This is a genomic window from Lentzea fradiae, assembly GCF_900100955.1.
Classification (GTDB): domain Bacteria; phylum Actinomycetota; class Actinomycetes; order Mycobacteriales; family Pseudonocardiaceae; genus Lentzea; species Lentzea fradiae.
In genome coordinates this window covers 307,917-332,746 of the sequence record NZ_FNCC01000004.1, presented here as the reverse complement: position 1 = coordinate 332,746, position 24,830 = coordinate 307,917, and the positions used below count along the sequence as shown (strand labels likewise).

Genomic DNA, 24,830 nt, shown 5'->3' with positions numbered 1-24,830 from the left:
TCGCTCGGGTCAGCTCAGGGTCACGTCGTCGGGGCCGTCGATGCCCAGCGGTGCCGCCGTCGCCGTGAGCGACCGCGAGCCGACCGTGGCCAGCGCCTTGCCGACCGACCTGCTCTCGGCGACCGACCCGATCTCGGCGAGGTCGACCAGCGCCTGGTCGAGGTCGACGACGCTCTCCTCCATGCCGATGGTCGCGGCGATCAGCTCGCACACCGCGCCGGGGTCGTCGAGCTTGAGGAAGTTCTGGCCGAGGATGCCCCGCCAGTGCTCGGCGATGCTGTCGTCGCGGAAGTACGCCGACTGGTTGGGCAGGATGAAGTAGACGTGCCACTTCCGGGCGAGCTCCCGGTACACCGACACCGGGTCGATGTCCTGGCGGACGTCGTCGCCGATGACCCGGCGGATGTGCTTCGCCTCCAGCCGCGGCTTGTTCAGCTCGTCGCCGATGATGAACAGGTAGCCCTTCTTGCCGCGCTTCTGCCACGCGTCGGTGACGACGTGCCGGGCCATGAAGTACGCGGCCAGCTCGTACGACTCGCTCTTCTGCCCGCCACCGCCGCCCTCCAGGAAGATGTCGCGCAGCTGGTCGTCCATGCGGTTGTCCGACTCGAACTGCCCGACCTGCAACGGCACGCGGTCGCTGTCGGCGTCGCCGATGCCGCCGAACAGCACCTGCGGGTCGGCGAGGTATCCCTTGCGCTGCAACAGTCCGTGCAGCTTGCCTAGCTTGCCCTGCATGATCCGCGGGACCGAGCCCATCGACCCCGTGACGTCGAACAGCACGGCGATCGGTGTCGAGTCGGCGTGGTCGGGCGAGTCGCGGCACTCGCGGTGCTCCACCTTGAACGGGTCGAGCGCGGGAGCGGCCTTCCAGCTCGCCGCCGGGGTGGACTTCATCGAGGCGGTGTAGCCGAAGTCGGCGATTCCCTTGGCCGCGCGGAAGGTCTTGGCCGCCGCGTAGGCGTTGTCATCCCACTTGCCGTGTCCCATCGTCATGCTCCTGTCTTGTCGGGGAGGGCGAACGGGCGGAAAACCCGTGGCCCGTAAAGGTCTTCGAGGAGGTCGTCGTACTCGGTGAGCAGGTCGACGGCCTCCGGGCGGCGCGACGGGCGGTCCTGCAGGCACCCCTTCGCGAAGGAGATCTGGGTGCGTTCGCTTGGCGCCAGCAGGTCCAGCATCAGCGTGTGTGCCATGTGGACGTCGGTCGCGGTCGTGACCGGGTCGCCCGCGACGACTTCCGGCGGGTAGCCGATGGTGCGGCTGGTCGCGATCAGCCGTTGTCCCGTCTCGACGGCGAACGACCAGCCGACGAGCACGATCCCGTGCTGTTCCGGGTGCACCATCACGTTCTCGGCGGTGACGGCACCGTGCACCAGGCCGATCTGGTGCGCACCGGCCAGCGCCTTGAGCAGCCTGCGGTGCATCCACGCGTAGTCACGTCCGTCGAGCCCGTCCGGGTAGGCGCGCTTGACGTCGGCGAGCGTCACGAACCCGTCGATCAGCGGGTCGAGCACCGTGAAGGCACGTGACCCCTTGGCGACGTCGCCGGAGGTGTCGAGCAGCCGCGGGTAGAAGGGCCGCAGCCACGCGTTCCAGTCGGTGAACCGCTCCAGCTTGCGCAGCGCGTCCCACTCGCCGTGCAGCAACGGGTTGAGGACCGGGTTGCGCACCACCTTGACGACGTGCGGACCGTCCGTTTCGTACAGGTTGGCGACGCTGCCGACCGCGAACGGCTCGCCGATGCGGTAGACGCCCGTCTTCGTCTTCAGTTCGACGACCGCGCTGCGCACCCACTCGTGGTGCAGGCGGGTCAGGTTCGCCGACGCCGCGTGCGCTCGCGTGTCGCCAGGCCCCACCACGTCGGGGTGCAGCACCGAGGCGAGCGCGTGGTAGCGCCGCTTCGCCTGCTTGCGCTTGTCCGGGTCGATGGTCCGCGGGCCGAACAGCTCCTCGGCTGTCGTGACGCGTTCCACCAGCTCCAGGGCCTCCACTGTGGTGAACATGGGTTTGAGTCTAAGCGACTCAAACCCGGAGCGCAAGCGCGTTTCGAAGAGGACGGCTCCTCAGCCGGCCGTGAGGCGCCTCATGGTGTTCCTCCGTCCGTCCACCGGGTACCCGGTCCGGATACGGGAGGAGGAAACGTGCTGTTCGTCGTCATGGGCTGCTCGATCGCCTTCGCGCTGCTCGTGGTCGAAGTGGTCCACCGGCTGGTCCGCCGCTTCACCCACAGCGGGAGGATGTACCGCCCCGCCCAGCTCTTCGGAGCGCTGCTGGCCGCCCAGATCAGCCTGAGCGTGTACCCGGTGGACGCACCCGTCGTGCTGCACGCGCTGGGCATCGCGCTGATCCTGGCCGGGTCGTGGCTGCTCGCAGCGCTCATCAGCACCCTTGTGGACGTCTCACTCGCGCGCATCCGCACGGATGTCAGGGACAACCGGCACGCGCGGCGGGTGCACACGCAGATCACACTGGTGCGACGCCTGGTGCTCGTGGTCATCGGCGTGCTCGCGATCGGCGCGATCCTGATGACGTTCCCCGGCGCACGCGCGGTCGGCTCGACGGTGCTGGCGTCCGCGGCGGTCATCGGTGCCGTAGCGGCCTTCAGCGCGCAGTCGTTGCTGGGCAACCTGATCTCGGGCCTGCAGATCGCGTTCAGCGACGCGGTGCGGCTCGACGACGTCGTGGTGGTCGAGGGCGAGTGGGGACGGGTCGAGGACATCACGCTGACGTACGTGGTGCTGCACCTGTGGGACGACCGGCGGCTGGTGCTGCCCACGTCGTACTTCCTGAAGACGCCGTTCCAGAACTGGACGCGCACGCAGTCCGCGCTGCTCGGCACCGTCGAGCTCGACCTGGACTGGACGGTGCCGGTCGAGGCGATGCGGCAGGAGATGCGGTCGATGCTGCAGGCCAGCGACCTGTGGGACGGACGGGTGTCGGTGCTGCAGGTGACCGAGGCGACGAACGGGTTCGTGCGGGTGCGTGCGCTCGTGAGCGCCGCCGACGCCGGAAAACTGTGGGACCTGCGGTGCCTCACCAGAGAGCACCTGGTGGACTGGGTGCGCAGGCAGCACAGCGACGCGCTGCCGCAGATCCGGACGCGCGCGGTGACCGGGGTCAGGAAGGCACAACCGGCCTCCGACCAGCACACCGACGCCCGCGTGTTCGGCGAGAGCGCGGACGGGACGCTGCGGGAGCAAGCGTTTGCGGGGCCCAAGCAGTAGAACGGCGGGAAATCCCGTGCAACCGCGCGTGGGGCGCGTTCCGTCCTCGGACCATGAGAAGACCGCTCGCCGTCGCGTTTTGCGCGCTGGCTCTCGGTGGCTGTGGCACGGACACTGGCACCCTGCCGTACCAGGAGGGGACAGTGGTGTACTCGGCCATGCCGGACAGGAACCGGATCGAGCAGGCGAAGCGCGACGGCCACCTCACAGTGCCACTGACGATCTCCGTGCGACCGGGACGCGACGAGGAGGTCGAGCAGGCGCTGGTGCGGCTGGGCGCGACCGTCGAGTCGCGTGACCCGAGAATCGGCTACCTGCGCGCCGAGATGCCGGTGGACAAGGTGGAGCAAGCGTTCCTGATCACCGGAGTGTCCCGGGTGGACGTGGACGAGCCGCTCGGGAACAGGCTGCCAGAACCGTAGGAAGCCCCAGGACCTCGTGGATCCTGGGGCTTCCCGCGTTTCACACCTTCCGGTGCTAGCCGATCGACTGGATGATCACGGCACCGCCGCCCACGAGGGCGCCGTCCACCGTGCGCACTTCCAGGTCACCGCGCAGCACGCGGCCGGCGGCCGGGACGCCCAGCGGGGTGATGACCGCCGTGGTGCTCCACGACGAACCGGCGGCGCGCTCGGCGTCGCTGTCCGCGACGGTCAGCGTGCCGAGACCCGGCGAGGTGAAGACGTCGAAGTAGTCGTACTCCGTCGTGCCCGCGGGCACCGAGTACGCGTCCACGAGGACGATCCACTGGCCCGCCGCCGGGTTGTTGATCGTCACCGACTCCTCGGAGTCCGCGTCCGCGGACTGCCCGGCGAGCAGGCAGCTGCCCGTCGTGCAGTTGTAGACGAGGAGGTCGAGGTCGGCACCCTGGTCGGACGGGTTGCCGATGGTGGCGGTGAGCCGCGTCGCGCCGGCGCCGACCGTGACCGGGATCTGCTTGGACTCGAGGTTCGCGATCGTCGGGCGGTCCTGCTTGGCGCTGCCCACCTGGCCCGCCGCGAGCTTGCCGGTGAAGCCGGCCTGCGAGTTCGTGACGGTGTAGGAGCGCTCGATCGGCGTGCCCAGCGACGCGGACGGGATGACGTCCGGGTTCGGGCTGACCGTCGTGCCCAGCACGGACGCCGTCACCGAGTACGCCGACTCGGCCGCGTCGGAGGTCCGGCGCGACTCGATCACGATCTCCCACACACCGGCCATCGGGTTGGTCACCGTGCGGCTGGTGGGGGTGCCACCGGCACAACCGGCGCCCGCGTCCGGGTTGTAGCAGTTCGTCGACGAGGACGAGTCGAACGGGATGCCCTGCGGCGTGTAGCGCAGGAAGCGCACCTGGCCCTTGCCGGCCTCGGCGCCACCGGCGGCCATGTCGACCTTCAGCGCGCTCGTGCCCTTCGGCACGTTCACGAAGATGCTGGCCGACTGGTTCCGCTCGATCTTGCCGGTCTTGGTCACCGAGAACTTGTTGGCGGAGTTGAAGGTCTCCGCCGCGAACACGGTGTTCAGGGTCTGCACGTCGACGCCGGGGGTCTCCGGGTTGTCGAGCTGCAGGACGGCGCTGTGCGCGCCCGCGGTCTTCGGCTTGACCTTGACGTCGAGCTTGACCGGCTTGTTCAGCGGCAGGCTGACCTTCTTCGGCGCCGTGAACGTGCCGTCGTTGCCCAGCCAGGACACGTTGTAGGTCTCGTCCTTGTGGCCCGTGGTGCGGGTCAGCGTGTAGGTGCGGGTGTACTCCTTGCCCGCGGTCACGCCCTCGCGGTCGTGGATGCCGACACCGGTGTTCGGGGTGGCCAGGAAGTCACCGAGGACGGTGCTGACCGGGACGGACGTGGTGACCTGGTCCGGCACGGAGTGCTTGTCCAGCAGCTTCCACGCGGCGTTGGTGTTGAACAGACCGGCGCCCTGCTCGTACGCGGCGAGGTCCTTCACGTAGTTCGCGCTGCGCTGGATCGCGTAGCGCAGCTCGGCGCTGGTCGGGCGCTGGCCGTTGTGCGTGGCCTTGAACGCGCTGACGAGCAGGGCCGCGGCACCGGTCGCCTGCGGGGCGGCCATCGACGTGCCGTTGAACATCGAGTAGCCGGCGGGCAGGGTGTAGGTGCCCGTCACCGGGCCACCCGGCTGCCAGCGCGGCGTCGTGGAGATCGCCGAGCCGGGCGCGATGATGTTCGGCTTGAAGCCGCCGTCCTCGGCCGGGCCGCGCGACGAGAAGCCGTGCAGGCTCTGCTTCTGCTTCGTCTTCGAGCCGTAGTTGGAGAGCCAGGTCTCCTTGGTGATGGACGAGCCGACGCTGACGGCGTCCGTGGCGACCGACGGGTCGCCGACGGTGTTCGCGCCCGCGCCCGAGTTGCCCGCCGAGATGAAGAGCTGGACGTTGTACTCGTTGATCGTGCGGTTGTAGAGCTCCGCACGGGCGTTGTTGCCGTCGTTGAGCGCCGGGAGGCCACCGATGGAGATGTTCACGACGTCGGCGCCGTTGCGCGCGGCGTAGAGGACACCGTCGATGAGGCCGGAGCTGGTGCAGGCCGGCGTGGTGAGGCACGCCTTGATGGAGATCAGCTTCGCACCGGGGGCGGCGCCGGCGGCCTTGCCGTCGAACAGCTTGTGAGCGGCGGTGATGCCGGCGACGTGCGTGCCGTGCGCGCCCGAGATGCCCAGGTTGACGTACGGGGTGCCCGCGTTGTCGTAGATCGAGCGGTCGGTCTGCACGACGAACGCGATGCGGTCGACGACCGGCGTCGCGGGGTTGTCGGTGCCGAAGAAGCCGACGTCGTACTTCACCTTGTAGTCGATCATGCGCTTGTTGTTGGTGAAGTTGCCGTCGCCGTCGGAGTCGACGAAGACTTCCTTCGTCGTGATGTCCTGGATGACACCGAACGAGTCCGTGCGGTCGCCGTCGCGGTTGATGTCACCGCCGACCTCGCTGGCCGCGGCGCTCAGGTCGCCCGCGGTCTCGCGGAAGAGACCGAACGAGTACGGGCCGCCGGTCGAGGGCGCGGTCCACTCGCGGCCCTCCGCGGTGAACTTGCCGACGCGGCCGGTCTTCGTCATCGCGACCCAGGTGCCGTCGCCCGAGTCGATGGAGTTCGCGTTGTACCAGTCGATGATCTTGCGCTCACCGGTGCTGGTGGTCTGCAGGGCGGGCGTGTCGAGGTCGATGCCGCCGTCGATCACGGCGATCGTCGCGCCGCGGCCGTCCCACTTCGGGTTCGCGGTGGCGAACTGCGCCGCCTGCGTGTCCTGGGTCGGCATGTACGGGTTGGTGCGCGGCGTCTTCGAGTCCGGCGCCTTCTGCGGGGCCGGGTTCTCCATGCCCTGCGGACGCGGGTCGTCGACGGCGATGAGCCCGTCCACGTCGACGGTGTTGACCGACGCCAGCTTGGCGGCCCTCTCCGCGTTCTCGCGCGGGATGGTCACCTTGACGTAGTCGACGTCCTTCTCGGTCTTCTGGACCGTGGCGCCGAGCGCCTTGAGCTCGTTGACGGCGGCGTCCGTCTTGCCCTTCTCCGCGGCGACCAGCAGGTCGACGGTCGGCTTGCCCTCCCGGGCGGCCTGCTCGACGAGCTCGCGGTCCTTCTTGTCCAGCTGCTTGTCAGCGGCCGGCTGCTCTTGGGGAGCGTTCTGCGCGATTGCGGGGGTGGCGGCGAAGCCGAGCCCGGCAGTGCCCAGCACCGCGGTCAGCAAGACCGTTCCGGTGCGGCGTCTCCAGTTCTTCACGGCGCATGTGCCCTTCGTGGGGTAAAGAGTGCTCGAAGCACATCTCTTCACCTGACGAGCGGCAATCGTCGGACCGGAGCATTTCCGACAACGGAGTTGGACTGTTCAGAGTCTTGCCGGAACACCATTTCGGTGCTGATGCTTTCCGTTTATGCGTGGAACGGACAGCCGCCTTCCAGTCAAGAGCTGATGGAATGGAATGTCAAGCAGGTGTCAACGGTGAACAGCGTTGTCGTGTAACGAGTTCCCGTCACCGGGCGATGGGACGTGCGCCATTTCCGCGCAACAGCGAACGCAATCGGGACCGCACTCGCGCGCCGAGGCTCCTGCTGATCTCGACCGCTTTCGGCACCGTGCCGCACACCGGGCATCCGGTGCGGTGCTCGCGCAGGGCCCGCTCCAGTTCCGCCACGTGCTTGCGGGTGCGCTCCGGGACGACGTCCTTCTGCACCGACAGCAGGCTCAGCTCGGAGAGCGTCTCCTTGCCGGAACGCAGCCGCACGACGGGCGCAATGGTGTGGAAGAGGACCAGGTTCCGGCGCCGCGCGTGCTCGACCGAGACGACGTCACACCACTCGATCGTGGTCTGCCGGTCCAGGCCGTTCGACGTGATGCCCTGGGCGGTCAGCCGGGTGCCCATGCACAGGGCGCGCCACGCCACCGTGCCGCCCAGCAGGAACCACAGGCCGCCGAAGACGTAGCCGTACCAGGGACCGCCCGTCATGGCGAGCGGCCCGATGGCGGCCACGGCGGCGCCGAGACCCGTGAGAACCCACTTCCACCTGGTGTCCATCTCTCCCGTCCCTCGCGGTTGTCCTGCTCCTAGGACGTCCGGGACACCCCTGTCGTTGAGTTCGGCTCGAAACGGCCTGGTCAGGACGCGCCCGGACGCGTTCGGCGGGACTGGAGGCCGCTCAGCCGCTACCTTGCGCGGATGGACCTCAAGTCGGTCGCCGACGAGCTCTACGGGCTGCCTCCGAAGGAGTTCACCGCCGCCCGCAACGCCGCCGTCAAGCAGGCCGGCGACAAGGACCTCGCGAAGGCCATCTCGGACCTGCGCAAACCGACGGTGGCGGCCTGGGCGGTGAACAAGCTCGTCAGGGACGCCCCCGACGGCCTGCAGGACGCGCTGGGCCTGTCCACGGCCGAGCTGACCATGCGCGAGCTGGGCCGCAAGCGCAAGCAGCTGATGGAAGCCCTCGTCTACCGGACGCTGGAGCTGACCGGACCGCTCGCCGACGACGCCGTCACGCAGGTCCGCTCCACCCTGACCGCCGCGATGGCCGACCCGGAGTCGGCCGAGCAGGTGCGCGCGGGGCACCTCACCAAGGCGCTGGAGTACTCGGGCTTCGGCTTCGCGCTGCCCGCTCCCGAACCGCCGTCCGACGACGGTGAGGACGCGCTCGCCCGCAAGCGGCGCGAACGGCGGGAACGCAAGCGCGCCGAGGCCCAGCAGGCCCTGGACGAGGCGGAACAGGCCCTCGGCGAGGCCCAGGCCGACCAGCTGGCGGCCCAGCGGGCGTTCGACAGGGCCGCCGAACGGCTGGAGGACGCGAAGCGCCTCACCGCGGCGGCGGAGAAGGCCCGCAAGGCGGCCGAGCGCAAGCTCGCCGACCTGAGCTAGTGGCGCGCCAGAGGTCCCTGTCCGCCGCTACCCCGTCACACCCGCCCGTATGTCATCCACACAGGGGCCACCGCCTCCTCTGCGTGACACGGCTTTTGCACGCGGGGGCCCCGCGTATCGGTGCTTGGTACGCGGGGCCCCCGCGTACCAAGCGGCAAACACGAAAGAGAGTTGCGAGCGGCGCGGGTGTTACGGACAGCAAGCACTTCGGGAGCGTGCTTAGCTGTGCTGCCCGGGCCGTCGGGCGGTGGTTTGCTCTGCGATGTCCTCGGCCACGTCGCCGGCGCGAGCCGCGCCACCGGACCGGTCGAGGGGTCCCCACCCCGCGGAGTGCTGTGCGCCGACCAGCTCCGCGCACTCCTCCAGCGCGCTGTCCGCCACCCACGCGAGCGGCTCGGAGCAGTGGACCAGCGGCTCGTTGTCCGGACCGCGGCCCACCTCCGTGCCGCGCAGCACCCACGCGCGGACGTCCGGTCCGCGCAGGTCACGCAGGTGGCGGTAGTCGAACAGGCGCCGCGCGACCCACAGCTCGCGGGAACGGTCGCCCCACCACGGCTCGATCCGCAGCGGGCTCGCGGACAGGCCGGGCAGGTCCACGCCGGTCAGCGAGTCGCGGGACGTCGCGGCGGCGTCGGCGTCAGGGCCTTTCGACCAGCGCACGTAGACGTCCTCGCCCAGCAGTCCGACCAGCTCGGCCAGGTTCGTGATCGTCGGAAGTCCAGCTGTCACGCCCATCGGCGTACCCGGCCGGAACCCGGGAAAACCCGGCCGGGTTGAGCCTGGTCACACCGCGGGCCGACCGGAACACCACCGACAGGTTGTACGTTCAACCAGTGGTTGGCCGCGTGCGCTCGAGCTGCACGCCTTGGGCGATCCGGCACCCCCAGGCCGGAAAGGCCCTTCCGCAGGCGTCGCGTGCTCGCGCCGCGGTCAACCCGTGCCGTCGGCCGCCCACCGGTAACCCCCCTCTCCGGTGGTGGCCGGCGGCCTCAGCTCAGCCGGGCAGCTGGTCACGCCGCGCGTAAAAAGCCGCCGTTTCGCCTCGCCGATCTCCAGGAAGAACTTCTCCCCGGGGCTGTCAATGCGGAATCCGCGCGGCCGGTTCGCCGGCACGTACAGGAAGTCGCCTTCGAGCACGGAGAACGTCTTGTGGAAATGAGGACGGGCGTTCGGCCGCCGACGCCGTCGCGTGAGCCGGTCGCATAGGTCAACGGGGTTCCGCGTGGTGGACGCGGGTTGACGGTCCCCCGGCTTGCGGCTGTGCTGGGAGCATGACGCAGATCGGTGTTCTGGCCGGCAACCCGCGGCCCGCCTCACGCACCCTGCAAGCGGCTCTGACGCTGCGCGAGGCGCTCGCCGCCACGCTGGGAGTGCCCGTCGACGGCCCGGTGGTGGACGCGGCGGAGCTGGCGCCGCTGGTCTTCACCGACCAGGAGGCGGTCAAGGCGGCGCTAACGGCGTTGGGGCGGGCCGAGATCCTGGTGGTCGCGACGCCGACGTACAAGGCCGCGTACACCGGGCTGCTGAAAGCCGTGCTGGACCAGGCACCGCCGGGCTGGCTCACCGGCAAGGTGGTCGTGCCGTTGCAGATCGCCGCGTCCGAACGACACGCGCTCGCGGTGGAGGTGCACCTGCGGCCCGTGCTGAGCGAGCTGGGAGCGCTGGTGCCGCAGGCGTTGTTCCTCACCGAAGCGGCGCTTCCCGCCCGGCCCGCCGACTTCGCGCTCGACGCGGACGTGCTCAAGGCGCTGGTCCGATGAGGGAACAGCTGCGGGACGCGTTGCGGCACCACGCCCAGGCCGTCACGATCGTCACGGCCACCGGCCAGGACGGTCCGGTCGGCACCACGGTGTCGTCGTTCACCTCCGTCTCGTTCGAGCCGCCGCTGGTCGTCGTGTGGATCGGCGAGGGCGCCTCGGTGTGGCCGGTGCTGCGGACCGCGCCGCTGTTCGCGGTGCACCTGCTCGACGCCGCCCAGACCGGTCTCGCCGACCTGTTCGCGACGAAGGGCGCCGACCGGTTCGGTCCCGGCACGCGGTGGCGGCAGGACGACGACGGGGTGCCGCACCTGCTGGACGCGCCGGTCCGGTTGCGGTGCAGGACGGCCCGCCGGATCGCCGTGGGCGACCACGTCGCGTTGGTCGGCGAACCGCTGGACATCGCGCACGCCGAGATCGCCGCTCCCCTGGTGCGGCACCAGGGGCGCTACACGTCAGTCGCCTAACAGGCGCAGGATCTCCCGTGCCAGCCGGTCGTTCTGCTTGAACGCGGGCGCGTTCGTCCTCGGCCGGGCGAACGCCGCGAACGCCGTGCCCGTCACGTACGGGCCGACGGCGAACCGGACGGGGTCCGCCTCGCCGCGTTCGCCGATCAGGCGTCCCAGCGGGTCGACGCGGACCAGACCGGCGGCGTCCTCGGTGATGTCACCGGTGGCCCGCAACGACCTCAGCACCGGGTCCGCCGTGCGCGACAGCGAGTGCGCGGGCAGGCGGGCCTCGACCAGGCCGTTGGCGCGCACCACGTCCGGTGTCGTGGCACTGCCCGCCAGGAACGCGCCCTCCACCGCCTCCACCCACATGTCCGCGCCGAGGAAGCGCACGATCCCCGCGCGGGACAACGCGAGCAGCTCCTCCAGCCGGTCCGGCGGCGGGCCGGAGGCCAGGTAGCTGAAGTAGCCGTGCCACCACCCGTCGAACGGCATCAGCCCGGCCAGCTGGCCGTAGACCGACAGCAGGGCCAGGAACGCGCCGAGGTCCGCGCTGTGGCGGGGGTCCGAGCGGCGGGCCACGTCCGCCTCGACGTACGAGCGCAGGTACTCCTGGAACTCCTCCGCCGAGCCGAACGTGACGCCGGCCAGCGGGCGGTCGAGGCGCTCGAAGTCGATGCGGTCGGCCGGGTCCGGCACCGCCAGCCGTTCCAGCTCCCGCATCTCCTCGCTGTACCAGGGCAGGGCGGCGAACGAGACGGCGAACTCGGGGAACGGCATCCGCACCAGGGCGGGGTGACCGGTGAACAGCTCGTGGTAGTGGCCCCAGGCGATCTCCTTGGCCATCAACGGCCACACGTCCGCCCGGAAGTCGAGCTCCTTGCCGCGCAACGCGTCCGCGACGAAGAAGTGCGGCAGCTTCGGGCGCGTGCCCTGCAAGCGGTAGCCGGTCTTCGAGTGGTACGGGACTCCGCGCCGCGACCCCACGTACAGCGTCGGTTCCGCGCCGGACGGCACGTACGTCAGCTGCCCGGACTCGCGCACGTACCGGCCGCCGCGTCCTTCGGTCAGCAGCACCATGAGGTCGATGAACGCGAGCCCGAACCCGCGCAGCACCACGTCACCGGTGACGGCGGACAGGTCCGCGTCGGCCGAGTACAGCGGCGGCACGTAGACCAGGCCGTGCTCCGCGGCGTGCTCGGCGAGCTTGCGGTGCTCCGGTTCGAGGTCGGCGTCCAGGTGGCCCAGTGCGAGCACGAGGATGTCGGCGTCGAGCATCTCGCCGTTGTCGAGCCGCACCCGGTTGCCGGTGACCTCCACCGCCGTCGCCCGATGCACGGTCACAGACATGGTCGGTGGCAGAGATTTCCTTGCGTGGTCGAAGAACCACGACAGGTACCGGCTCTGCACCTGACGGGACGGGAACGACACCGGGTCGATGCCGGTCCACTCCGCGAGCGACGGGCCGGGCCGGACCGGGCCCTCGCCGTCGAACGACTCGTCGGTGAAGACGGTGACGTCCTCGGCCATGCTGTTCATGCGCAGCAACGGGGACTGCGCGTGCCGCCACACCCGGCCCGCTCCCGGCGGGTGCGGGTCGACGACGTGCACGGCGGCCCGGACGGTGGGCGACTGGGCGGCGATGCGTTCGAGCAGGCCCGCGGTGCGGGGACCGCCGCCGATCACGACGAGTGTGCGCATGCGCGTCTTTCCGTTGGAGGGCAACGAGAAACGAGCCGCGCCCCTCAACGCGAACACCCCCACGATACCCCGCGTGTGCAAGCACATCCCGCTCTGTGGACGTCGTTGCACCGGTCGGTCCCGGGGTGTGCACTCGAAGGGCGTCCCCTCAACGCACCCACTCCCGCCACCAGTACTGGGGAATCGGTCATGCCAGTGGAGTTTCTCGGGATCGCCGCCACGAACGACGGGTCGGAGACGACCCCGCGCTCGGGCGGCGCGTTCGACAAGGAGTACACGATCAGGCTCGCCAGGGCCCACGAGGACCACGGGTGGGACCGCGTGCTCTTCGCCTACGGCTCCGGCTCGCCGGAACCCGCGTCGGCCGCCGCCTACCTCGCGAGCAAGCTCGACAAGCTGCAGATCCTGCTGGCCCACCGGCCGAACGTGTCCTACCCGACGTTCGCCGCCAAGACGTTCGCGACGCTCGACCGGATCAGCGACGGCCGGCTCACCGTGCACTTCATCACCGGCGGCACCGACCACGAACAGCAGCGCGAGGGCGACTACCTCTCCAAGGACCAGCGCTACGGCCGCACCCGCGAGTACATCCGGATCGTCAAGAAGGCGTGGCTCAGCCGCGAGCCGTTCGACCACGACGGCGAGCACTACCACTTCGCCGACTTCGTCAGCGACGTGTTCCCCGTCCAGCAGCCACGCCCGAACGTGTCGTTCGGCGGCTCCTCGCCCGCCGCCTACGCCGCGGGCGGCGCCGAGACGGACATCTACTGCCTGTGGGGCGAGCCGCTGGCCGAGACCGCGCAGCAGATCGAGTCGGTCAGGCAGGCGGCGAAGGAGGCGGGCAGGACCGACGTGCCGCGCATCCAGGTGGCGTTCCGGCCGATCATCGCGCCGACCGAGGAGCTGGCCTGGGAGAAGGCGCACCGGACGGTCGAGCGGATCGAGGCGCGCAAGGCGGGCGGCCCGCTGAGCCGCCGGCACCCGCTGACGAACCCGGAGAACACCGGCTCGCAGCGGCTGCTGGCGGTCGCGGAGCGCGGCGAGCGGTTCGACCGCGCGCTGTGGACGCCGACGGCCAGGGCGACCGGCGGCGCCGGCAACTCCAACGCGCTGGTCGGCACGCCGGAGACGGTCGCGCAGGCGCTGCTCGACTACTACGACCTCGGCGTGGACATCCTGTCGGCGCGCGGCTACGACCTGCTCGGCGACGCGATCGACTTCGGCCGGTACGTCATCCCGATCGTGCGCGAGGAAGTCGCCAAGCGGGACCGGGCAAAGGCCGCATGACGACCCTGGAGGTGCGCCGCGTCCGGCAGTCCGACCCGGACGCGGCACCGTTGGTGGCCGAGCTGACCTACGAGTACACGTCCCGGTACGGAGCGGGTGGGCTGGAGGAGATGCGGCGGCCGGCGGACGTGTTCGAACCACCGCACGGCCAGTTCCTGCTGCTGGTGGAACACGGTGAGGCGGTGGCGGGCGGCGCATTCATGCGATACGACTCGGAAACGGCGGAGCTGAAACGAATCTGGACGCATTCACGGCACCGCCGCCGCGGACTCGGCCGCCGTGTTCTCATCGAGCTGGAGAACGAGGCCAAAGCGTTTGGGTACAACCGCGTCTATCTCACGACGGGACCCCGCCAGCCCGAGGCGAAAGCGCTCTACCTGGCGACCGGCTACACGCCCCTGTTCGACGTGACGACAGCACCTACGACAACGGGACCGCTCGCGTTCAGCAAGGTAATTCGTTAGTTCAAACGAGTGAATTCGTGCCCGGAACGCCGAATCTCGCCCGGGAATCGGCGTTCCGTTGGACACGTCGTGACTGATCAGTAAGCTTTCCGGTTGGTCGCGGCACGCCGCCGTGCGACGACCTGGCAGCGGATCCCCGGTCCCCACGAATGGCCACCGAGCTGAATGAACATGGTCGACAGCCCCGATCGCGCCGTGCACTGGGCGACGGCGATCTTCAGCACGCTCCTCGCGAACCTCACGCGCGACAAGCTCGAGCGGCTGCTCGCCGGCTACCTCGAGCAGCTGCTCGGTGGCGACGCGGAGGCGGCCAGGCAGGTCGGCCGTTCCATGGTCGAGAACGACTTCATCTCGCCGGCGACGCTGGAGCAGTCGATCTCCCACCTCGGTGAGCACACCCCGGTGAGGCCCGCGCAGCTCGCCGCGCTCGCCGCCGGGTACGCGGAGGCGCTGCGCGACCGCGCGCTCGACCAGCAGGAGGTCACCCGCGCGGCCTCGATCAACGCGATGCGCCGCGCCGAGAGCGCGGTCAGGGCCAGCGAGGCCAAGTTCCGCGCGGTCTTCCGCAGCGCGGCGTTCGGCATCATCATCACGAGCCTCACCGGCGAGATCATCGACGTCAACGAGTCGATGCTGGCGATGCTCGGCTACCAGGCGCCCGACCTCGCGCGGATCAACGGCGGCGAGCTCGTGCACCCCGACGACAGAGCCGGGCTGGCGGAGCTCGCGAGACAGCTCATCGCGTCGGACCACGACAGCATCAGGGTCGAGAAGCGGATGGTCCGCAGCGACGGCGAGACCATCCAGACCCACATGGCGATCTCGCTGGTGCGCGAGGAGGAGGGCTCCTCGCCCTACTTCGTCGCCATGATCGAGAACATGAACGAGATGCGCGCGTTGCAGACGGAGCTGGTGCGCCAGAGCCTCAACGACATGCAGACCGCCCTGCCGAACCGCGCGCAGTTTCTCGGCTGGCTGGAAGGTGCCGTCGGCTCGAAGGGACCGGGGACGGTCGCGCTGCTGCAGGTCGACGTCGACGGCTTCCGCGGCGTCAACGACGCCTTCGGGCACCAGGCGGGCAACCGCGTGCTGCTGCACGTGGCCACGCAGTTGCGCACGGTGTTCCACGACGACGTGGCCAAGGTCGCGCGCATCGGCGAGGACGAGTTCGGCGTGCTGATCAACGACCCGCAGGACGTGCCGGCCGTGATCGCGCTCGTCGACGAGTTCACCGCGAGCCTCGAGGAACCGCTCTGGGTCGAGGGCCACGGCATCGGCGTCACGACGAGCATCGGCATCGTGGCGAGACCGGCGCGCCGCGGTGACGCGGCGGACCTGTTGCGGGCGGCGGACGTCACGGTCGGCTGGGCCAAGCGCGACGGCAAGGCGCAGTGGGCGTTGTACGACCAGGAGCGCGACGAGCGCGACAAGCTGAGGTACGAGCTGGCCGCGTCCGTCCCCGGAGCCCTGGAGGAGGGCCGCATCCGGGTCGACTACCTGCCGGTGCGGTCGCTGACCGACGGCACGGTGCTCGCGCTGGAGGTCAAGGTCGTCTGGGACCACCCGGAGCACGGGATGCTGTGCCCCGACGACTTCATCGACGAGGCCGTGGGCAACGGCATGATCGTGCGGCTCTGGTGGTGGGCGTTCGAGGAAGCGTGCGCGCAGGTGAACGAGTGGCGCCGGGTCCTCGGCGACCGCACACCGGTGCTGTCGATCGACCTGCCCCGCCGGCTGTGCCAGGAACCGGAGCTCGTCGCCGCGGTCTTCCGCGTGCTGGACCGCACCGGCCTGCCCGTGTCGTCGCTGCGCTTCGAGCTGCACGAACACCTGCCGGCGCAGCTCACCGAGGCGCAGCTGGAGGAGCTGACCATCCTCGCCGAACGCGGCGCCGGACTGGTGCTCGACCACGTCACCGGCGGCAACCCCGGCGTCGAGCAGCTCCGCCTGCTGCCGCTGACCGGCGTCAAGTTCACCGGCCCCGTCGTGCACGGCCTCGACGAGGGCGCCGACGAGATCGACGAGGGCGCGTCCGTGACGATGATCGCCAGGGCGTCGCTGCTCGGCCTGCCGCTGCACGCGGAGGACGTCAAGACCTCCGCCGAGGCCGCCCGCCTCGCCTCGCTGGGCGTGCAGGGCGGTCAGGGCCCGCACATCGGGCTGTCCCTGGAGGCGTCCGCCGTCGCCGCGCTCCTCCTCCCCTGACCTTCTCAGCGATTTCTTATCAGGGTTTTCGAGGGTTCCGGCACAGCTGGCTCACATGATGGGGGTTCATCGTGGAGCCATGACCGAGCAGAGCTTCCCCGCGATGAGCGGGTCACTGGTGGAACCGCAGCCCGCCGTCGCCCGGACGCCGAAGTTCTGGCGCCGCACGGCACCCGCCCTCACCGTCGCGGCACTGGTGGCCGGCCTGTTCGGCGGCGTCACCGGAGCGGTCGTGGCCACCTCCGACACCCCCGCGAACACCACCGTCGCCGCACGGACCGTCTCCAACACGTCCACACAGGACTGGAGCACCGTGGCCGCGAGCGTGCTGCCCTCCGTGGTGCAGGTGAACGTCGGTGACGGACTCGGCTCCGGCGTGGTCCTCTCCGCCGACGGCAAGATCCTCACGAACAACCACGTCGTGGCCTCGTCCGGCGGCGCCGTCACCGTGAAGCTCAACGACGGCAGGGAGGTTCCCGCCACCGTGGTGTCGACCGACCCCGCCTCCGACCTGGCGGTGCTGCAGGCGTCCGTCACGGGCCTCACGCCGATCAAGTGGGCGGACTCGGACGCGGTGAAGGTCGGCGACGCGGTGATGGCGATCGGCTCGCCGTCGGGCCTGCAGGGCACCGTCACCACCGGCATCGTCTCGGCACTCGACCGCAAGGTGACCGTGCCCGGCCAGACGCGCCGCGCACAACCCGTGTCGTACCAGGCGATCCAGACCGACGCGTCGATCAACCCCGGCAACTCCGGCGGCGCGCTCGTGAACGCGGCGGGCGAGCTGGTCGGGATCAACTCGGCGATCTACTCGCCCGCGTCGAGCAGCGGCGAGGCGGGCAGCGTGGGGATCGGGTTCGCGATCCCGTCGAACACCGCCAGGCAGATCGTGGACCAGCTCGGCTAGCAGGTCCACAGGGCGGAGATCGGCAGGCACGCCATGCCGTCGCGGCGGTGGTGCGGCCCACCCCCTCGTCGAGGTGGCGGGCCACACCGCCGCGCCGGTGCACCGTCCTTCCGGCCGGAGTGCTTTCGCCGTCCTCCGCCACCGCCTCGGCAGGTACTCCGACCAGCCGAAACAGCTGATCGACTTTCAATCTGCCGAGCCGCGGACTTTAAATCTGCCGAAGATCACTCTTTCGATCTGCCGAAGATCAACTGAGCCAGTCCGGCCGCAACGGCATGTGCGACTCCGTCCCGTCCAGCTTCACCCCGAGCACCTGGTGCAGCTGGATGTTGTTGCGCTCGAACCCGAGCCGGGACGCCGCCAGGTACAGCCGCCACACCCGTGCCCGTGCCTCCCCGACCTCCCGCATCGCCTCTTCCCAGTGGTCCTCCAGGTTGCGGCCCCAGGCGGCGAGAGTGAGGGCGTAGTGCTCGCGGATGTTCTCCTCGTGCCGCACCTCGAATCCGGCGTCGTGCATCCGGGAGACGAGGTGGCCCGGCCCGACCAGCTCGCCGTCCGGGAACACGTACCGGTCGATGAACGGGCCGGAGAGCGCGCGCTGCTTGTTGTCCGGCCTGGTGATGCAGTGGTTGAGCAGCCGGCCGCCCGGCTTGAGCTTGCGGTACAGGGAGTCGAAGTACGCGGGCAGCTTGGCCTTGCCGATGTGCTCGGTCAGGCCGATCGACGACACGGCGTCGAAGCCCGTCTCGCGGACGTCGCGGTAGTCGAGGTGGCGCACCTCGGCGAGGTCGGACAGGCCCGCCTCGACGATCGCCTTCTGCGCCCACTCCGCCTGGTTGCGCGAGAGGGTCACGCCGATCGCGCGCACGCCGTACTCGCGGGCGGCGTGCATGACCATGCCGCCCCAGCCGCAGCCGACGTCGAGCAGCTTCATCCCCGGCTTCAGGCCGAGCTTGCGGGCCACCAGGTCGTGCTTCTCGAACTGGGCTTCCTCCAGAGTGGACTCGAGCGACGGGTACACCGCGCAGGTGTAGGCCATCGACGGGCCGAGGATCCACTCGTAGAACCGGTTCGAGACGTCGTAGTGGTGGGCAATGGCCTGCTGGTCGCGGGCCTTGGAGTGACGCAAGCCGCGCAGGCGGGTCTCCTGCGGGGGCGGGGCGACCTTGTGGGTCAGCCGGATCTTGCCGAGGAAGCGCAGCAGCTCCGCGCGCTGCGCCCACGGGATCTCGCGCAGGGAGAACTCGGAGAGCTGGGCGAGACCGGCGTGCACGTCGCCGAGGATCTCCAGGTGGCCTGTCACGTAGGCGCGTGCCAGGCCGAGCTCTCCGGGAGCGGAAGCCAGGTAGGACAGGGCTTCCGGGGTTTTGATGTCGATGGCGACCGGAGCCGAGTCAGGCCCGGCCGAGCTGCCGTCGTAAGCCTTGAAGCGAACGTCGTTGCCGCCCGTGATGCGCTGGAAAATGGTGGCCAACCGCATTCATCGTCCCCTGACACACTTGGCGTACAGATCAGGCAGGCGGTTCGTCTGGTCGTACCGGCTCTTCACGGACCGGTAGTGCGAACCGTTGTAGTGCCGCCAGAACTCGTCCTCGGTGTAGTACGAGTCCGAGTACAGCGACTTGTGACCGCCCAGCCGCGCCACCTCGCGCTCGATCAGCCGGTTGCGGTCACCCATCTTCTCCCCCGGACGCACCGGGACCTCCGACCAGAACCCGACGTTGACGTACAGCGTGTCCGGGTCCATCGGGTACAGCGGCCAGCCCGTCGTGTCGCGCAGGCGGACCGGGCACAGCCACACCGGCGAGATGCCGATCTCGCGGTCGAAGAAGTCGAGGAAGTCGGCCAGGCCCGCGACGGGGATCTCCACGTCCTGGATCACCGGCTCGACGTCCACCCGCGGCCGCAGCTGCCGGTGCTTGGCCACGAGCTTGCGGTACACGTCCGACCTCAGGTAGCGCTTGGGCCACAGCCGGCGCACGACCGGGTGCTGGGCCCCGAACGCGCGGGAGCACCAGAACCAGTCGGTGTCCCAGCGCCACAGGTAGTCGTGGATCGTCAGGTGGTCGGTCCGCCGCTTCTGGATGGACCGGTAGTAGATCTGGTTGCCGGTGTAGTCGGACGTGTAGGGCGCGATGTCGGCGTAGTGGCCCAGCGTCAGGTACATCTCGCCGCGGGAGAACACCGTGCCGTCGACGAAGTCGGCGGAGCCGTCCGCGCAGACCTCCTCGATGACGGCGGCGCACTCGGCGAACGACCCGAACGGCACGTGCCGCAGCCGCACGTACTGGCGCACCGGCTCCAGTTCGATCTCCAGCCGCAGCGCGTAGCCCAGGGTGCCGTAGGAGTTGGGGAAGGCGCGGAACAGGTCGTCGTCCGGCTTGGCGACGACGACCTCGCCGTCGCCGGTGAGGATCTCCAGTTCGCGCACGGACTCGTGCGGCAGGCCGTTGCGGAAGGACGTGGACTCGATGCCGAGCCCCGCCACGGCGCCGCCGATGGTGATGGTCTTGAGCTGCGGCACGACCAACGGCATGAGGCCGTGCGGAAGTGTCGCGGCGACGAAGTTCTCGTAGGTGGTCATGCCCTGCACCTGTGCGGTACGTCCGGCCGGGTCCACGGACAGGACCTGGTCGAACCTGCCGACGTCCAGCCCACCGGCCTGGTCGGCCCGGAACCGGAAGAGGTTGGACGTCTTCTTCGCGAGCCGCACCGGCGCACCTTCGCGCATCGCGGCGTACTGCGCGGTCAACGCAGCCACGGCCGAGCTGTGCCCATGGTCACTCACGCCGACGACGTTATTCCTCGTCAGCGCCGATGGCACGCCCAAAACCCGGAATGGACCAGCGATCTTCCGGCGCACCCTGCCAGGAGTTACCGATGAGTAGTACCGTGCGGGACATGGCAACGCACGAGGTGACCAACCAGGTTCCGCCGCTGACCGGTCACGACGTCGCGGCCGACCCGGCCCTGCTGAGCTGGGTCGACGACGCCGAGCTGCACGAGATCGGCAGGCTCGCGGGCAGCGAGGAGTGGCAGGAGCGCGGCCGGCTCGCGAACTCCTACCCGCCCGTTCTGCACACGCACGACCGGTACGGGAACCGGATCGACGAGGTCGAGTTCCACCCGGCTTGGCACGATCTGATGAATGTGGCCGTTACGCACGGATTGCACGCCCATGTCGACGGTGCGCACCTCGCCCGTGCGGCCAAGTTCTACGTGTGGTCGCAGGCCGAGGCCGGTCACGGATGTCCGATTTCGATGACTTACGCGGCTGTGCCCGCATTGCGCGTCTCGCCCGAGCTCGCCGCCGTGTACGAACCGCTGCTCACCTCGCGCACCTACGACTTCGGGCTCCGGGCGCCGCTCACCAAGCAGGGCCTCATCGCCGGCATGTCGATGACGGAGAAGCAGGGCGGGTCGGACGTCCGGACGAACACGACGGTGGCGAAGCCCGTCTCCGACGGGTACGTGCTGACCGGGCACAAGTGGTTCACCTCCGCCCCGATGTCCGACGTCTTCCTGACGCTCGCGCAGGCCCCCGGCGGACTGACGTGCTTCCTCGTGCCGCGGGTGCTGCCGGACGGCACGCGCAACCGGTTCTTCCTGCAGCGGCTCAAGGACAAGCTGGGCAACAAGTCCAACGCCTCCGCCGAGATCGAGTACGACGAGGCGTTCGCCCTCAGGGTCGGCGACGAGGGCCGCGGCGTGCGGACGATCATCGAGATGGTCAACGCGACCCGCCTCGACTGCGTGCTCGGCACGGCGGCGGGCATGCGCGCCGGGCTGCGGCAGGCCGCCCACCACGCCGCGCACCGCAAGGCGTTCGGCAGCTACCTCGTCGACCAGCCCGCGATGCGCAACGTCCTGGCGGACCTCGCCGTCGAGTCCGAGGCGGCCACGACCACCGCGATGTGGCTGGCACAGCACAAGCAGCGGCTCGCGCTCGCCGTCACCAAGTACTGGGTCTGCAAGCGCGGGCCGGTGCACGCCGCCGAGGCGATGGAGTGCCTGGGCGGCAACGGGTACATCGAGGACAGCGGCATGCCGCGGCTGTTCCGCGAGTCGCCGCTGATGTCGATCTGGGAGGGCTCCGGCAACGTCGCCGCGCTCGACGTCCTGCGCGCGATGAAGAAGGAACCCGCGTCCGTGCAGGAGTTCCTGGAGACCGTCTCCGGGGCCGACCCGCGCGTCGACCGAGCCGTGAACGCGCTCACCGCGTCACTGTCCGATGTGGACGAGACGCAGGCGCGCCGGGTCGTCGAGCGGATGGCGCTGGTCCTGCAGGGCGCCCTGCTCGTGAAGCACGGGCACCCCGCCGTCGCGGACGCCTTCCTCTCCTCCCGGCTCGGCGGCGACTGGGGCGTCGCGTTCGGCACCCTGCCCAGGACCACGGACTTCGCCGCGATCATCGACCGCGCCATCCCAAAGGTCTAGCCACACCGTAGCTCCACACACGCCCCCACAATTACTGTCCGTAACGCCCCCTCCCACTCGCGACTCTCCTTCGCGTTTCCCCTCCCGCACGCGGGGCCCTTTCGTCCTGTCAGGGCGTACGCGGGGCCCCCGCGTACTAAAGCCACGTCACGCGGAGGAGGCGGGGACCGCTGGACGGATGACACACGGGTGTGACGGGCGAAGGCGGGCAGGACCTTCGGCGGCGCGTAGCCGTCCCGGAGTTCCGGCCGCGTCACTGGCCGGTCGGGCAGCCGTTCGGTCCGCGGGGCGAGTCCGGGCCGTACAGGTCGCCGGTCAGGAAGACGCACGCCGGCTGCTGGCCGAAGTCGTGGATGTCCGTCAGCTCCAGGATCGTGAAGTTGCGCTGCTCGCCGATCCGCGACGCGCTGAAGTCGGTGCGTCCGGTGGCACCGAAGAACTCCAGCTCGCGCAGCTCGCCGCCGATGGCACCGCGGTGCGGGGTGTGCACCGGCAGTCCGGTGAGCCGCGCCTGCGCGTTGCGGACCGCGTCGAGGAACAGTCCCGCCGCGTCGTAGGCGACGCCGATGTGCTCGCCGGGCCACGGTTTGGCCGGCTTGTCCTCCGCAGGCAGCGAGGACGCCTGGATCTCCTGGTTCAGCCTGCTGTACCCGGCGCAGAACGCGTCCAGCGGCAGCCCGCCACGGGCTTTCGGGTCCGGTTTTCCCTCCACGCAAGGCTTTCCGGCGAGCACGACGAGACCGGCCATGCTCACGTACGACACGCGCATGCCCGCCAGCGAGTCGTGCACGCGGCTGGCCTTCTGCGCGATGAACCGCATGATCGCGTCGTCGGCGACGATGCGCGGCAGGCGGTTCTTGTCGTAGCAGTCCCTGCCGACGGCGCGCAGGAACTCGCCGAAGTACTCCTCACGGCCCGCGAAGAACACCATCTCGCGGGAGTGGTCCTCGACGCACTGCGACGGCACCTCCTGCGGGCTCCTCGACCACGGGACGGCCTGGAAGCGCACTCCCGTCCCGGCGAGCTCGGTGCCCAGCACGGAGACCAGGTCGTCGAGGTAGACGTCCCCCTTGCCGAGCGGCGGGTGGTGGATCGTCACCTTGGTGACGCCGACGTGCTGCGCGTACCGGCGGACGAGGTCGGCCTGCCGGACGTTGCCGGGGATCAGCTGGAAGTACATCGACGACCTGGTCGGCAGCGACGCCTCGGTGAGCGTGGTGCCGATGGTCGGCACGCCGAGCGCGCCCAGCTCGGTGATGACGTCCTTGGTCTCCTGGACGCTGCGGTCGAGCCCGACCACGCCGATGATGCTCCGGTCCTCGTCCAGCAGCGGGGTCAGCATGTCACGCAGGACCTCCGGCGCGCGCTTCATCATCGCGCCGCCGTTCGCGACCACGACGCGCAGCAACGGTTCCGAGCGCGACCTGTCGTTCTGCTGCCGTTGCTTGAGCAGCATGCCCTCCAGCTCCTCGGCCCTGGAGTGGTCGGCGTCGGGGTTGGTGTCCTTGTGGGTGAGGCTGGAGAAGTAGACCAGCGAGACGTACGGGCGGCCCGGGTCGGCCTCGTGCAGGCGCTTCGCCTCCTCGTTCTGCGCGAAGACCGCCTGCTGCGTCCACCGCAGCCGTTCGTTCGAGCCGAACACCTGGCTGCTGTTGTCGCTGTAGCCGACGCACTCGGTGTTGCCGTCGACGTCCATCAGCCTGGTCGCCACCCCCGCCGACGTGGCGGAGCCGATGATCGAGCAGCTCGCCTCGATGTGGTTCTGCACGGTGACGAACGCGGGCAGCAGCAACACCACGACCACCGCGGCGACGATCGCCTCCAGGCGCCGCGGCCGCGCGAGCCACCGCACCGGCGCCGCGCGGAACTCCGGCGCGCCCTTCCACCTCTTCTTGCCCTCGCTGGGGAACGGCAGCCCGACCATCAGGTAGCGGGCGTCCGGTGCGAGCATCTGCCGTTTGCGCGGCAGCTCCTCCCGCCAGGTCGCCAGCGCCTCTGCGGTCTCGTCCGGCGCCACCGGCGTGGTCCCGAGCCGTTGCGACAGCGCCGGTTGCACCGAGCTGGCCGCGATGACGAGCAACGGGTCCAGCTCGCCGGTCTCGTTGCGGACGTCGTTGATCAGCTCCAGCAGCTCCCAGCCGCCGTTGTCCTTCGTGACGCCGTCGAGCAGCACGGGGATGTAGGCCGTGCGCCGCCACCCGGCCCTGCGCGGCAGGAACCTCCTGCGCCGCCGGTACGCGATCCGCAGGTCCTCCAGGAACGCGTGCACGAGCAGCAGCTTGACCTGCTCCTCGTTCTCCGACTCCCGCCGGCCGAGCGTGAGCCGTTCGGCGAACCCGAGGAACTCGATGGAGTGGTGGGGCAGCGCGAAGTTCTGGCCGCGCATGAACCACTTCGACTCGCGCGCGAGCCCCGGCACCCTCCTGCCGAGCCAGCGGAACCCCGCCTTGCTGCCGACCCACGCGACGAGCCCGAGCCCCAGCCGCGTCACGAGGTTGGGGATGAACGCGTCGACGGCCCTGTTCAGCTCCTCGCCGCTGCCGGTGGTGCGGCCGGTCCACTGCCGCAGCAGCTCGACGACGCTCGCCCGGTCGTCCCTGCCCGGCTTGCGCGGCAGGCGTTTGCTGGTGAGCCAGTCGACGAGCCGGTAGTGGTCGAACCGGGTGAGCCGCTCGCTGCCGACGTGGACCTCCGCCAGCCGGTGGCTGAGCACGTCCAGCAACGGCAACAGCGGCGGCGTCTCCCGTGCTTCGGGCGGCCAGCGCTTGGCCACCTCCGCGCGCACCGAGGACACGTCGACGTAGGCGTGCGGGATTCCCGGACGGCCCTCGTCGAGCTTGTGCTCCAAGGCCCGCAGGAACGGCGTCGGGCTGGCCTCGCTCTCCAGGTAGATCAACGGGAGCGGCTGGTCGCCCACGACCTCCTCGGTCTTGCTCCGGTAGAAGAACCCCGGCCGGTGGCAAAGACCCTGGATGACCTCGAGGAGGACGCGCACGCCCGGGAAGACCGGTTCCGTCCGGCTACCTGTCATCTGCACCCTCACAGTCGTGCGGCGGGAAGCCGACGC

The 24,830-nt window shown here is 70.0% G+C and carries 20 protein-coding genes; 10 read left to right on the top strand and 10 right to left on the bottom strand.

Going from position 1 to position 24,830, the window contains the following annotated elements; genetic code table 11:
- Window positions 1–9 precede the first annotated feature (9 nt).
- Entirely contained in the window at window positions 10–990 is a 981-nt protein-coding gene (locus tag BLT23_RS11340) for a hypothetical protein (protein ID WP_090048264.1), read from the bottom strand.
- 2 nt (window positions 991–992) lie between these two features.
- Window positions 993–2,003 carry a serine/threonine-protein kinase gene (locus BLT23_RS11335; RefSeq protein WP_090048262.1) on the bottom strand — a complete coding sequence of 337 codons (1,011 nt, stop codon included), beginning with the start codon at window positions 2,001–2,003 and terminating at the stop codon, window positions 993–995.
- Window positions 2,004–2,141: 138 nt separating this feature from the next.
- Here BLT23_RS11335 and BLT23_RS11330 point away from each other — a divergent pair, with 138 nt between their 5' ends.
- Window positions 2,142–3,224: a mechanosensitive ion channel family protein gene (locus BLT23_RS11330; protein WP_245743894.1), complete on the top strand. Its 1,083-nt coding sequence runs from the start codon at window positions 2,142–2,144 to the stop codon at window positions 3,222–3,224.
- A gap of 143 nt (window positions 3,225–3,367) precedes the next feature.
- The gene (locus tag BLT23_RS11325; protein WP_090048260.1) at window positions 3,368–3,646 is read left to right on the top strand and encodes a hypothetical protein; all 279 of its coding nucleotides are present in this window, start codon (window positions 3,368–3,370) and stop codon (window positions 3,644–3,646) included.
- A gap of 55 nt (window positions 3,647–3,701) precedes the next feature.
- Here the strand turns inward: BLT23_RS11325 and BLT23_RS11320 are convergent, their stop codons facing one another.
- Window positions 3,702–6,932: a S8 family serine peptidase gene (locus BLT23_RS11320; RefSeq protein ID WP_090048259.1), complete on the bottom strand. Its 3,231-nt coding sequence runs from the start codon at window positions 6,930–6,932 to the stop codon at window positions 3,702–3,704.
- Window positions 6,933–7,182: 250 nt separating this feature from the next.
- On the bottom strand, window positions 7,183–7,725 hold the full coding sequence (locus tag BLT23_RS11315) for a hypothetical protein (protein WP_090048257.1): 543 nt from the start codon (window positions 7,723–7,725) through the stop codon (window positions 7,183–7,185).
- 141 nt (window positions 7,726–7,866) lie between these two features.
- Between BLT23_RS11315 and BLT23_RS11310 the strand changes: the two genes are divergently transcribed.
- Window positions 7,867–8,556 (top strand): hypothetical protein, encoded by a 690-nt coding sequence (locus BLT23_RS11310; protein ID WP_090048256.1) that lies wholly within the window; start codon window positions 7,867–7,869, stop codon window positions 8,554–8,556.
- A gap of 219 nt (window positions 8,557–8,775) precedes the next feature.
- On the opposite strand, the gene BLT23_RS11305 is transcribed toward BLT23_RS11310, so the two are convergent.
- Both BLT23_RS11305 and BLT23_RS11300 read right to left on the bottom strand, forming a co-directional pair.
- Window positions 8,776–9,285, bottom strand: a complete 510-nt coding sequence (locus BLT23_RS11305) for a DUF6098 family protein (RefSeq protein ID WP_218133714.1) — start codon at window positions 9,283–9,285, stop codon at window positions 8,776–8,778.
- A gap of 201 nt (window positions 9,286–9,486) precedes the next feature.
- Window positions 9,487–9,693, bottom strand: coding sequence for a hypothetical protein (locus BLT23_RS11300; RefSeq protein WP_090048254.1), 207 nt, complete (start codon window positions 9,691–9,693; stop codon window positions 9,487–9,489).
- A 134-nt stretch (window positions 9,694–9,827) separates the two neighbouring features.
- Between BLT23_RS11300 and BLT23_RS11295 the strand changes: the two genes are divergently transcribed.
- Both BLT23_RS11295 and BLT23_RS11290 read left to right on the top strand, forming a co-directional pair.
- A complete protein-coding gene (locus tag BLT23_RS11295; protein WP_090048252.1) occupies window positions 9,828–10,316 on the top strand; it encodes an NADPH-dependent FMN reductase in 489 nt (162 codons plus the stop codon).
- On the top strand, window positions 10,313–10,780 hold the full coding sequence (locus BLT23_RS11290) for a flavin reductase family protein (RefSeq protein ID WP_090048249.1): 468 nt from the start codon (window positions 10,313–10,315) through the stop codon (window positions 10,778–10,780). The genes BLT23_RS11295 and BLT23_RS11290 overlap by 4 nt, the downstream gene beginning before the upstream one ends.
- Here BLT23_RS11290 and BLT23_RS11285 read toward each other — a convergent pair.
- A complete protein-coding gene (locus BLT23_RS11285; protein WP_090048247.1) occupies window positions 10,769–12,463 on the bottom strand; it encodes an FAD/NAD(P)-binding protein in 1,695 nt (564 codons plus the stop codon). The two genes, BLT23_RS11290 and BLT23_RS11285, sit on opposite strands and share 12 nt — an antisense overlap.
- 189 nt (window positions 12,464–12,652) lie before the next feature.
- Here BLT23_RS11285 and BLT23_RS11280 point away from each other — a divergent pair, with 189 nt between their 5' ends.
- The 4 genes from BLT23_RS11280 to BLT23_RS11265 all read left to right on the top strand — a co-directional run bounded on the left by BLT23_RS11280 (window position 12,653) and on the right by BLT23_RS11265 (window position 17,326).
- Window positions 12,653–13,750, top strand: a complete 1,098-nt coding sequence (locus tag BLT23_RS11280; protein ID WP_090048246.1) for an LLM class flavin-dependent oxidoreductase — start codon at window positions 12,653–12,655, stop codon at window positions 13,748–13,750.
- A complete protein-coding gene (locus BLT23_RS11275) occupies window positions 13,747–14,214 on the top strand; it encodes a GNAT family N-acetyltransferase (RefSeq protein WP_090048244.1) in 468 nt (155 codons plus the stop codon). The genes BLT23_RS11280 and BLT23_RS11275 overlap by 4 nt, the downstream gene beginning before the upstream one ends.
- 171 nt (window positions 14,215–14,385) lie before the next feature.
- Complete coding sequence (locus BLT23_RS11270) at window positions 14,386–16,419, top strand: EAL domain-containing protein (RefSeq protein ID WP_143035897.1); 2,034 nt, start codon at window positions 14,386–14,388, stop codon at window positions 16,417–16,419.
- 79 nt (window positions 16,420–16,498) lie between these two features.
- Window positions 16,499–17,326 carry a S1C family serine protease gene (locus tag BLT23_RS11265; protein ID WP_090048240.1) on the top strand — a complete coding sequence of 276 codons (828 nt, stop codon included), beginning with the start codon at window positions 16,499–16,501 and terminating at the stop codon, window positions 17,324–17,326.
- 247 nt (window positions 17,327–17,573) lie between these two features.
- Here BLT23_RS11265 and BLT23_RS11260 read toward each other — a convergent pair whose 3' ends face one another.
- Both BLT23_RS11260 and BLT23_RS11255 read right to left on the bottom strand, forming a co-directional pair.
- On the bottom strand, window positions 17,574–18,806 hold the full coding sequence (locus BLT23_RS11260) for an SAM-dependent methyltransferase (protein WP_090048238.1): 1,233 nt from the start codon (window positions 18,804–18,806) through the stop codon (window positions 17,574–17,576).
- On the bottom strand, window positions 18,807–20,057 hold the full coding sequence (locus tag BLT23_RS11255) for an FAD-binding oxidoreductase (RefSeq protein ID WP_090048590.1): 1,251 nt from the start codon (window positions 20,055–20,057) through the stop codon (window positions 18,807–18,809).
- Window positions 20,058–20,227: 170 nt separating this feature from the next.
- Here BLT23_RS11255 and BLT23_RS11250 point away from each other — a divergent pair, with 170 nt between their 5' ends.
- Window positions 20,228–21,763, top strand: a complete 1,536-nt coding sequence (locus BLT23_RS11250) for an acyl-CoA dehydrogenase family protein (protein ID WP_090048236.1) — start codon at window positions 20,228–20,230, stop codon at window positions 21,761–21,763.
- Between the two features lie 253 nt (window positions 21,764–22,016).
- Here BLT23_RS11250 and BLT23_RS11245 read toward each other — a convergent pair whose 3' ends face one another.
- Window positions 22,017–24,794, bottom strand: a complete 2,778-nt coding sequence (locus BLT23_RS11245) for a hypothetical protein (protein ID WP_090048589.1) — start codon at window positions 24,792–24,794, stop codon at window positions 22,017–22,019.
- Window positions 24,795–24,830: the final 36 nt, after the last annotated feature.

Coding starts and splice junctions, on each gene's coding strand:
- BLT23_RS11315 (WP_090048257.1), bottom strand. CDS start 7,725: ATGGACACCAGGTGGAAGTGGGTTCTCACGGGTCTCGGCGCCGCCGTG.
- BLT23_RS11260 (WP_090048238.1), bottom strand. CDS start 18,806: ATGCGGTTGGCCACCATTTTCCAGCGCATCACGGGCGGCAACGACGTT.
- BLT23_RS11280 (WP_090048246.1), top strand. CDS start 12,653: ATGCCAGTGGAGTTTCTCGGGATCGCCGCCACGAACGACGGGTCGGAG.
- BLT23_RS11310 (WP_090048256.1), top strand. CDS start 7,867: ATGGACCTCAAGTCGGTCGCCGACGAGCTCTACGGGCTGCCTCCGAAG.
- BLT23_RS11285 (WP_090048247.1), bottom strand. CDS start 12,463: ATGCGCACACTCGTCGTGATCGGCGGCGGTCCCCGCACCGCGGGCCTG.
- BLT23_RS11265 (WP_090048240.1), top strand. CDS start 16,499: ATGACCGAGCAGAGCTTCCCCGCGATGAGCGGGTCACTGGTGGAACCG.
- BLT23_RS11290 (WP_090048249.1), top strand. CDS start 10,313: ATGAGGGAACAGCTGCGGGACGCGTTGCGGCACCACGCCCAGGCCGTC.
- BLT23_RS11245 (WP_090048589.1), bottom strand. CDS start 24,794: ATGACAGGTAGCCGGACGGAACCGGTCTTCCCGGGCGTGCGCGTCCTC.
- BLT23_RS11250 (WP_090048236.1), top strand. CDS start 20,228: ATGGCAACGCACGAGGTGACCAACCAGGTTCCGCCGCTGACCGGTCAC.
- BLT23_RS11340 (WP_090048264.1), bottom strand. CDS start 990: ATGGGACACGGCAAGTGGGATGACAACGCCTACGCGGCGGCCAAGACC.
- BLT23_RS11275 (WP_090048244.1), top strand. CDS start 13,747: ATGACGACCCTGGAGGTGCGCCGCGTCCGGCAGTCCGACCCGGACGCG.
- BLT23_RS11295 (WP_090048252.1), top strand. CDS start 9,828: ATGACGCAGATCGGTGTTCTGGCCGGCAACCCGCGGCCCGCCTCACGC.
- BLT23_RS11270 (WP_143035897.1), top strand. CDS start 14,386: ATGGTCGACAGCCCCGATCGCGCCGTGCACTGGGCGACGGCGATCTTC.
- BLT23_RS11335 (WP_090048262.1), bottom strand. CDS start 2,003: ATGTTCACCACAGTGGAGGCCCTGGAGCTGGTGGAACGCGTCACGACA.
- BLT23_RS11255 (WP_090048590.1), bottom strand. CDS start 20,057: ATGCGCGAAGGTGCGCCGGTGCGGCTCGCGAAGAAGACGTCCAACCTC.